The organism is Erwinia persicina NBRC 102418 (assembly GCF_001571305.1).
GTDB classification, from domain to species: Bacteria; Pseudomonadota; Gammaproteobacteria; order Enterobacterales; family Enterobacteriaceae; genus Erwinia; species Erwinia persicina.
On sequence record NZ_BCTN01000022.1, the window covers coordinates 46918 to 56263 of the forward strand.

Annotated in this window: 11 protein-coding genes; all 11 read left to right on the forward strand. The window is 52.5% G+C overall.

From position 1 onward, the window contains the following. Positions 1–214: 214 nt before the first annotated feature. The 11 genes from cydA (at position 215) to cpoB (ending at position 9182) form a co-directional block, all read left to right on the forward strand. Positions 215–1783, forward strand: a complete 1569-nt coding sequence (cydA, locus tag EPE01S_RS19420) for a cytochrome ubiquinol oxidase subunit I (protein ID WP_062748466.1) — start codon at positions 215–217, stop codon at positions 1781–1783. Between the two features lie 15 nt (positions 1784–1798). Beyond that, positions 1799–2938 (forward strand): cytochrome d ubiquinol oxidase subunit II, encoded by a 1140-nt coding sequence (cydB, locus tag EPE01S_RS19425; protein ID WP_062748468.1) that lies wholly within the window; start codon positions 1799–1801, stop codon positions 2936–2938. Positions 2939–2953: 15 nt separating this feature from the next. Further along, on the forward strand, positions 2954–3067 hold the full coding sequence (gene cydX / locus EPE01S_RS19430; protein ID WP_062748470.1) for a cytochrome bd-I oxidase subunit CydX: 114 nt from the start codon (positions 2954–2956) through the stop codon (positions 3065–3067). Then, positions 3067–3363, forward strand: coding sequence for a cyd operon protein YbgE (gene ybgE / locus EPE01S_RS19435; protein ID WP_062748472.1), 297 nt, complete (start codon positions 3067–3069; stop codon positions 3361–3363). The genes cydX and ybgE overlap by 1 nt, the downstream gene beginning before the upstream one ends. A 246-nt stretch (positions 3364–3609) precedes the next feature. Next, positions 3610–4014, forward strand: a complete 405-nt coding sequence (gene ybgC, locus EPE01S_RS19440) for a tol-pal system-associated acyl-CoA thioesterase (RefSeq protein WP_062748475.1) — start codon at positions 3610–3612, stop codon at positions 4012–4014. A gap of 5 nt (positions 4015–4019) precedes the next feature. Then, positions 4020–4697 (forward strand): Tol-Pal system protein TolQ, encoded by a 678-nt coding sequence (tolQ, locus tag EPE01S_RS19445; RefSeq protein WP_171148735.1) that lies wholly within the window; start codon positions 4020–4022, stop codon positions 4695–4697. 13 nt (positions 4698–4710) lie between these two features. Then, a complete protein-coding gene (tolR, locus tag EPE01S_RS19450; protein WP_062748479.1) occupies positions 4711–5139 on the forward strand; it encodes a colicin uptake protein TolR in 429 nt (142 codons plus the stop codon). Positions 5140–5168: 29 nt separating this feature from the next. Further along, positions 5169–6401: a cell envelope integrity protein TolA gene (gene tolA / locus EPE01S_RS19455; RefSeq protein WP_062748481.1), complete on the forward strand. Its 1233-nt coding sequence runs from the start codon at positions 5169–5171 to the stop codon at positions 6399–6401. Between the two features lie 109 nt (positions 6402–6510). Then, positions 6511–7803 (forward strand): Tol-Pal system beta propeller repeat protein TolB, encoded by a 1293-nt coding sequence (gene tolB / locus EPE01S_RS19460; RefSeq protein ID WP_062748483.1) that lies wholly within the window; start codon positions 6511–6513, stop codon positions 7801–7803. A gap of 44 nt (positions 7804–7847) precedes the next feature. Continuing rightward, positions 7848–8366 carry a peptidoglycan-associated lipoprotein Pal gene (gene pal / locus EPE01S_RS19465; protein WP_062748485.1) on the forward strand — a complete coding sequence of 173 codons (519 nt, stop codon included), beginning with the start codon at positions 7848–7850 and terminating at the stop codon, positions 8364–8366. 9 nt (positions 8367–8375) lie between these two features. After that, entirely contained in the window at positions 8376–9182 is an 807-nt protein-coding gene (gene cpoB / locus EPE01S_RS19470) for a cell division protein CpoB (RefSeq protein WP_062748487.1), read from the forward strand. Positions 9183–9346 lie beyond the last annotated feature (164 nt).

Below are 9346 nucleotides of genomic sequence, written 5' to 3' on the forward strand. Positions count from 1 at the left end.
TATAAAGGCGTATTATGAGAGTCAGGAGGTCGTTCTGAATCTTCCATACCTGTCACGGGCCATTTTTGTCACAGGGATGGGGTGCTTTTCTGTATCTCAGGAACCACTTTTCGGGGTTAAGCTTTTATTATTTATTGGGATGTCTCCAGGTAATTCTGAGTATTTAACTCGGGTATTCTTCTGTCGGAACCCACTTGCGGAGCAAGGAGTCAAAATGTTTGATATTGTCGAACTGTCGCGATTACAGTTTGCTTTGACTGCTATGTACCATTTCCTGTTTGTGCCATTAACGCTGGGTATGGCGTTTTTACTGGCTATTATGGAAACGGTTTACGTACTGTCAGGTAAACAAATCTATAAAGATATGACCAAGTTTTGGGGCAAGTTATTTGGTATTAACTTCGCTCTGGGCGTGGCCACCGGGCTGACTATGGAGTTTCAGTTCGGCACAAACTGGTCTTACTATTCGCACTATGTGGGGGATATCTTCGGTGCCCCACTGGCCATTGAAGGGTTAATGGCGTTCTTCCTGGAGTCAACCTTCGTCGGTCTGTTCTTCTTTGGCTGGGATCGCCTTGGCAAAGTGCAGCACATGGCCGTGACCTGGCTGGTGGCGCTGGGTTCCAACCTCTCCGCACTGTGGATTCTGGTCGCCAACGGCTGGATGCAAAATCCGGTTGCCTCCGAGTTTAATTTTGAAACCATGCGCATGGAGATGGTCAGCTTCTCCGAGTTGGTTCTGAACCCGGTCGCTCAGGTGAAGTTCGTGCATACCGTCGCGGCAGGGTATACCTGTGGTGCCATGTTCATTCTGGGGATCAGTGCTTATTATCTGCTGCGCGGACGTGACGTCGCCTTTGCTAAGCGTTCCTTCGCGATTGCAGCCAGCTTTGGTATGGCAGCGATCCTCTCCGTGATTGTACTGGGTGATGAGTCCGGTTACGAAATTGGTGACGTGCAGAAAACGAAACTGGCCGCGATTGAAGCCGAGTGGGAAACCCAACCAGCGCCCGCCGCCTTTACGTTGTTTGGTATCCCGGATCAGGAAGCACAGAAAAACCATTATGCTATCCAGATCCCGTGGGCGCTTGGCCTGATCGCCACCCGTTCAGTCGATAAGCAGGTCACGGGCCTGAAAGAGCTGATGGAGCAGCATGAAGTACGCATTCGTAATGGGATGAAAGCGTATGAGCTGCTGCAGGAGTTGCGTACTGGTAACAAGGATCCTGCAGTCCGTACTGCATTCAATGAAGCTAAACAAGATCTTGGCTACGGTTTACTGTTGAAACGCTACACACCGAATGTGGCCGATGCCAGCGAAGCGCAAATCCAGCAGGCAACGAAAGATTCGATCCCAAGCGTGGCTCCGCTCTATTTCTCCTTCCGCATTATGGTCGCCTGCGGTGTGCTGATGTTGTTGATCATTGGTCTGTCATTCTGGACGGTGATCCGTAACCGCATTGGCAAATGGCCACTTCTGCTGAGATGTGCTCTCTATGGCATTCCGCTGCCATGGATTGCGATTGAATCAGGTTGGTTTGTCGCTGAATACGGCCGTCAGCCCTGGGCCATTGGTGAAGTGTTGCCTACTGCAGTGGCAAACTCCTCCCTGACCGTTGGCGATCTGCTGTTCTCAATGGGGCTGATTTGTGGCCTGTATACGCTGTTCCTGGTGGCTGAAATGTATCTGATGTTCAAGTTTGCCCGCCTTGGCCCAAGCAGTCTCAAGACCGGACGCTATCACTATGAACAGTCCAGCATTGCCTCGCAGCCTGCACGTTAAGACAGGAGTCCATAAATGTTAACTTATGAAGAATTGCGTTTTATCTGGTGGCTGCTGATTGGCATTTTGCTGATCGGTTTTGCGGTCGCTGACGGTTTCGATATGGGCGTAGGAATGCTAACCCGCATTCTTGGCCGTTCTGATACCGAACGCCGTATTATGATAAACAGTATTGCTCCGCACTGGGACGGCAACCAGGTTTGGCTGATCACCGCAGGGGGGGCGCTGTTTGCGGCCTGGCCGATGGTCTACGCAGCGGCATTTTCCGGCTTTTATGTGGCGATGATTCTGGTACTTGCCTCCCTGTTCTTCCGTCCGGTCGGTTTTGACTACCGTTCCAAGATCGAAGATATGCGCTGGCGTGGCATGTGGGACTGGGGGATCTTTATTGGGAGTTTTGTACCGCCGTTAGTGATTGGTGTCGCCTTTGGTAACCTGTTACAAGGTGTGCCGTTCCATATCGATAATGATTTGCGGCTGTTCTACACCGGTAATTTCTTCCAGCTACTTAATCCCTTCGGCCTGCTGGCTGGGGTGGTCAGTCTGACAATGATCCTTACCCAGGGGGCCACCTATTTACAGATGCGTACCGTGGGAGAACTGCATTTGCGCACCCGCAAAGCGGCACAGATCTCTGCTGCGGTCATGATGGTGTGTTTCGCACTAGCCGGCGTCTGGATCGTTTATGGTATTGATGGCTATGTCGTGACATCTGCACTGGATCATAACGGGGCATCTAACCCACTGGTAAAAGAAGTGAGTCGTCAGGCGGGTGCCTGGATGCTTAACTTTAATAACGCCCCGGTTCTTTGGGCTATCCCGGCCCTGGGTGTAGTGCTTCCGCTACTGACTATTCTCTTTTCACGGATTGAGAAAGGGGCCTGGGCGTTTGTGTTCTCATCACTGACCCTGGCCTGTGTCATCCTGACGGCGGGTATTGCCATGTTCCCATTTGTGATGCCATCAAGCACGGTCCCTAATGTTAGTCTGACCATGTGGGATGCCACCTCAACGGTGCTGACACTGAAAGTCATGACCGTAGTGGCCGCCATTTTTGTGCCGATCATTCTGGCTTATACAACCTGGTGTTATTACAAAATGTTCGGTCGGCTGACCAAAGAACAGATTGAAAGTAACAGCCATTCTCTTTACTAAAGAAGGAGCGACATCATGTGGTATTTTGCCTGGATCCTCGGCACGCTGCTGGCCTGTGCCTTCGGTATCATTACCGCGCTGGCCTTAGAGCAAGCGGAAGCGTCTGCCGCGAGTAAAGAGAAACTGTAATGGGGGAGGGCATCGCTCGTCTTTATCAGCTGATGGATAAGCGCCCGTTACGGGTGCTTTCCCTGGTAGCCGCGTTGGTGCTGGCGGGATGTATGTTCTGGAACCCATCGCGCTTTGCAGCCAACAGCAGTGAGCTTGCTATCTGGCAGGGGTTGCTGCTGATGTGGGCGGTGTGTACCGGCGTGATCCACGGTGTTGGGTTCCGCCCGCGCCGCTTACGCTGGCGCGGCTTTTTCTCCCCCCTTCCGGCAATGCTGCTCCTCCTGAGTGGGGTCGGGTTTTTCTTCCTGTCATAATGCAGTGGGCCGGGTCGTCCTGGTCCGCTGTTTTCTCGTGTTTCCTTCCACACTGTTAGTGTCTTCAAACCTTTATTTAGCTGCATTTACGTCAATCGTTGTCTAACAAATGTGCTGAAATTAGTGAAGTTGTTACGGTGCAATAATTATTTTCATCAGCCTGTGGCAACCCATTCCCAATGTGTTAGGTCTTGCGTATAGTAGCAACGTTTTCCTGTACCAACGTTAGCATTACCGGGATGTAGAGTGAGTACAACGCTGTTTCGATGGCCGGTGCGTGTCTATTACGAAGATACGGATGCCGGTGGTGTGGTTTACCATGCCAGCTATGTCGCTTTTTATGAGCGGGCACGAACTGAAATGCTGCGTGAGCGCCATTTCAATCAACAGGTTCTGCTGGAACAGCAGGTTGCCTTTGTTGTGCGCCGTATCACGGTTGATTACCTTGCAGCTGCACGCCTCGACGATATGCTCGAAGTGCAATGCGAGGTTATTCGTATGACCAGAACGACCATGACATTCGCACAACGCATCGTTAATGCAGAAGGCCGTGTGCTCAATGAAGCAGAGGTCCTGATCGCCTGCATCAATCCACATCTAATGAAGCCGATAGCGCTTCCCAAGTCTATTGTCGCGGAGTTCAAGCAGTGACTGACATGAACATTCTTGATTTGTTCCTGAAGGCGAGCCTTCTGGTCAAACTTATCATGTTGATTTTGATCGGGTTTTCTATCGCCTCGTGGGCTGTGATTATTCAGCGAACCCGTATTTTGAATGCGGCCACGCGTGATGCAGATGCCTTTGAAGATAAGTTTTGGTCCGGTATCGAACTGTCTCGTCTCTATCAGGAAAGCCAGGCTCGTCGCGATGAACTGGGTGGTTCTGAGCAGATTTTTTATGCCGGGTTTAAAGAGTTTGCCCGCCTGCATCGTGCGAACAACCATGCCCCGGAAGCGGTGGTGGAGGGCGCAACCCGTGCGATGCGCATTTCCATGAATCGTGAGCTGGAAGCGCTGGAAAACCATATTCCTTTCCTTGGCACTGTCGGTTCAATCAGTCCTTATATTGGCCTGTTTGGTACAGTGTGGGGGATCATGCATGCCTTTATCGCGCTTGGCGCGGTGAAGCAGGCCACCCTGCAGATGGTGGCGCCAGGTATTGCTGAAGCACTGATTGCGACTGCTATCGGTCTGTTCGCGGCAATCCCTGCGGTTATGGCCTATAACCGCCTGACCCAGCGCGTGAACAAGCTGGAGCAGAACTACGACAACTTCATGGAAGAGTTCACGGCTATCCTGCATCGTCAGGCGTTCTCAAGCGACGTAAGCAAGTAAGTCGGAGGTTAGCATGGCCAGAAGGCGTGGTCGCGGTCGCCGCGACGTGAAGTCCGAGATCAATATTGTTCCATTACTGGACGTGCTGCTGGTGCTGCTGCTGATTTTCATGGCAACGGCGCCCATCATCACTCAGAGCGTGGAAGTTGATCTCCCGGACGCTACAGATTCTAAAACCGTCTCCAGCGATGATAATCCACCTGTGATTGTTGAAGTGGCCGGTGTCGGGCAGTACAGCCTGGTGGTCGATCACGATCGGATGGAACAGCTGCCAGCGGAACAGGTGGTGGCCGAAGCGCAGCGGCGCATTACGGCTAACCCGAAAACGGTGTTCCTGATTGGCGGAGCCAAAGAGGTTCCTTACGAGGAAATCATCAAGGCGCTGAACTTGCTGCATCAGGCAGGCGTGAAGTCTGTCGGGCTAATGACGCAGCCGATTTAATTCATTCGAACCGTTTTTGGGAACCGAGAGTGTCGAAGGCAACCGAGCAAGACGAAAAGTTAAAACGAGCAATAACCCTATCCGTTATTTTCCACATCATTCTGGTGGCGGTGCTGATATGGAGCTCGTTTGACGAAAACATCGATGCCAGTGGCGGCGGTGGCGGTAGCGATATCGATGCCGTCATGGTCGATCCAGGCGCGGTTGTGGAACAGTACAATCGTCAGCAAAATCAGCAGAGCGACAGTAAACGCGCTGAGCAGCAGCGTCAGAAGCAGGCTAAACAGCAGGCGGAAGAACTGCAGCAGAAGCAGGCGGCGGAGCAGCAACGACTGAAGCAGATCGAGAAAGAGCGTCTGCAGGCACAGGAAGAGGCCAAACAGCAGGCTGCGGAACAGGCCAGCGAACAGAAACAGGCTGCGGATACGGCGAAGCAGGCGCAGCAGGAACAGAAGCAGGCGGAAGCTGCGGCAGCAAAAGCCAAAGCCGATGCAAAAGCTCAGGCGGATGCTCAGGCGAAGTCCGCCGCTGACGCCCAGAAAAAAGCGGCAGAAGAGGCGAAAAAAGCCGCTGCTGACGCAAAGAAAGAAGCTGAAGCCGAAGCGAAAAAAGCCGCAGCTGAAGCCGCAAAAGTGAAAGCAGCGGCCGAGGCGAAAGCCAAAGCCACTGCCGATGCGAAAGCGGCTCAGGAAGCGAAAGCGCAGGCAGCGGCGGAAGCGAAAGAAAAAGCGGCAGAAGAAGCCAAAGAGAAAGCCGCAGCCGCAGCGAAAGAAAAAGCGGAAGCGGCAGCGAAAGCCAAAGCCGAAGCAGCGGCAAAAGCGAAAGCCGATGCCGCAGCGAAGAAGAAAGCAGCTGCAGAAGCCGCAAAAGAGTCGGGTGATGTTGGCGATCTGTTGGGCGATCTGACCTCCGGTAAAAATGCGCCGAAATCCGGTAATGCTGCCGGTGGTGGCGGTGCCGCAGGGCAGGGGACGCAGAAGAAGTCAGGCGCATCTGGCGCGGCAATTGACAGCTATCTTGGCCAGGTAAAAGGCGCGATTGAGAGTAAACTGTATAATGCGGATACGTACGCCGGACAGACCTGTGATATCCGTATTAAACTGGCACCGGACGGGTTTCTGACTTCAGCGATACCGGCGGGCGGCGATGCTGCGCTTTGTCAGGCTGCATTAACTGCTGCACGTACGGCGAAGATCCCGAAACCGCCAAGCCAGGACGTCTGGCAGGCTGTGAAAGAAGCGACAGTCGGGTTTAAACTGTAAGAATTCGATAATAAGCGGCATGTTGAACTATGTTATTCATGCCGTACTCTTAGGTTTCTTGATACAAGGCTAATTATCGTGGGTGCTATGCCCGGATAAGGGAGAAAGAATGAAGCAGGCATTTCGTGTAGCGCTGAGTTTTTTAATGCTGTTTGTCGCGGTAGCGCATGCAGAAGTCCGCATTGAAATTACTCAGGGTGTGAATACCGCACGTCCAATCGGCGTTGTGCCGTTTAAGTGGGATGGCCCGGGTGCAGCGCCGGAAGACATCGGTGGCATCGTTGCTGCCGACTTGCGCAACAGCGGTAAATTTAACCCAATCGATCGTTCACGCTTACCCCAGCAGCCGACCTCTGTCGCCGAAGTGCAGCCTGCTGCATGGACTGCGCTGGGTATTGATGCCGTAGTCGTAGGCCAGGTACAGCCGGGCGCTGACGGTAGCTATATGGTTTCTTACCAGCTCGTTGACACGTCCGGCAATCCGGGGGCGGTACTGGCGCAGAATCAGTTTAAAGTCACCAAACAGTGGCTGCGCTATGCAGCGCATACCGCCAGTGACGAAAGCTTTGAAAAACTGACCGGGATTAAAGGTGCATTCCGTACCCGTATCGCCTATGTAGTCCAGACCAACGGCGGCCAGTTCCCTTATGAGCTGCGCGTGTCAGATTACGATGGCTACAACCAGTTCGTGGTTCACCGTTCACCACAGCCATTGATGTCACCGGCCTGGTCTCCAGACGGCAGCAAAGTGGCTTACGTGACGTTTGAAAGCGGTAAGTCTGCTCTGGTTATCCAGACGCTGGCTAACGGTGCGATCAAACAGGTGGCTTCATTCCCACGTCACAACGGTGCACCGGCCTTTTCTCCTGATGGCAGCAAGCTGGCGTTTGCCTTATCGAAAACCGGCAGCCTGAACCTGTATGTGATGAACCTCGCTTCTGGCCAGATCAGCCAGGTGACTGACGGTCGTTATAACAGTACTGAACCGACCTGGTTCCCGGACAGCCAGAGTCTGGCCTATACCTCTGACCAGGCGGGACGTCCACAAATCTACAAAATCAGCGCCAGCGGTGGCACAGCCCAGCGTATTACCTGGGAAGGTTCTCAGAACCAGGATGCCGACGTGAGCTCTGATGGCAAATCAATGGTGATGATCAGCACCAACGGTGGCGCTCAACACGTCGCCCGACAAGATCTGGTAACGGGAGCCGTTCAACAATTAACGGACACGTTCCTGGATGAGACGCCAAGTCTCGCACCTAACGGCACAATGGTAATCTACAGCTCTACACAGGGTATGGGTTCCGTATTGCAGTTGGTTTCGACGGATGGGCGTTTCAAAGCGCGTCTTCCGGCAACCGATGGACAGGTCAAATTTCCTGCCTGGTCGCCGTATCTGTGATGCATGTGTAAATATGTATGGCAAACTATAATAGGAATTAAATAATGCAACTGAACAAAGTGCTGAAAGGCTTAATGCTGGCACTGCCAGTAATCGCAGTGGCTGCATGTAGCTCTCACAAGAACAACAACAATGACCAGACCAACGGTATGGGCATGGGTGACGGTTCTAACAGCGGCATGAACAGCGGTAACATGTCTTCTGATGAGCAGGCACGTCTGCAGATGCAGGAACTGCAGAAAAACAACATCGTCTACTTCGGCCTGGACAAGTATGACATCGCGTCTGACTTTGCTCAGATGCTGGATGCTCACGCTAACTTCCTGCGTAGCAACCCATCATACAAAGTGACTGTTGAAGGTCATGCGGATGAGCGCGGTACACCTGAGTACAACATCGCCCTGGGCGAACGTCGTGCTTCAGCAGTGAAAATGTACCTGCAGGGTAAAGGCGTTTCTGCTGACCAGATCTCTATCGTTTCTTACGGTAAAGAAAAACCAGCCGTACTGGGTCATGACGAGTCAGCGTATGCTAAAAACCGTCGTGCAGTACTGGTTTACTAAGAGAATCACATGATTAGTAGCTTCAGAACTCACCTGTTGAGTCTGTCGTTACTGGTTGGCGTAGCGGCCCCCTGGGCCGCTAATGCCCAGGCAACAATCAGTAACGTTGGCTCCGGCTCGGTCGAAGACCGTGTCACTACCCTTGAGCGTATTTCTAATGCTCAGGCGCAACTCCTCCAGCAGCTTCAGCAGCAACTTTCCGAAACGCAAAATGATATTGACTCACTTCGTGGTCAAATTCAGGAAAATAGCTATCAGCTGAATCAGGTCGTGGAACGTCAGAAAGGTCTTTATCAGCAGATTGATGCGCTGAGCAGCGGTGGTGCAAACGCCGGTGCCGCGGCAGCGTCAGGTGCCGGTGCGGCAGCTGCCGAGACGTCCTCTGATGGCAGTAATGCAGCGGCGGCACCTGCTGCTGCCGCTGCTGCTCCTACCCAGAGCGGCGATGCGAATACTGACTATAATGCCGCTGTAGCGCTGGTACTGGAGAAAAAACAGTACGATCAGGCTATCGCAGCGTTTCAGGCTTTTGTGAAGAAATACCCGGATTCAACTTATCAGCCAAATGCGAATTACTGGCTCGGTCAGTTGAATTACAACAAAGGCAAAAAAGACGATGCGGCTTACTATTTCGCTACAGTTGTCAAAAAGTATCCCAAATCGCCCAAGAGTGCTGATGCGCTGTTGAAGGTTGGGGTGATCATGCAGGAAAAAGGCGATAAAGCGAAAGCCAAAGCGGTCTATCAGCAGGTGGTGAAACTGTACCCTAACAGTGAAGCCGCAAAACAGGCTCAGAAGCGTTCAGCCGCACTGTAACTGACGACTTTTGTCCTCTTTTAGCCTGAATTGTGGTCTTACCGCGTGAAACCTAAGCAGTTGAACAACTTATCCTGAAATAGTGGTTGCGCTGGGAATTCAAATCAGTAATATATGCCGCCGTTGCCGGGGGATATGTTAAGAGACGCCAGCAGCACAAAAGT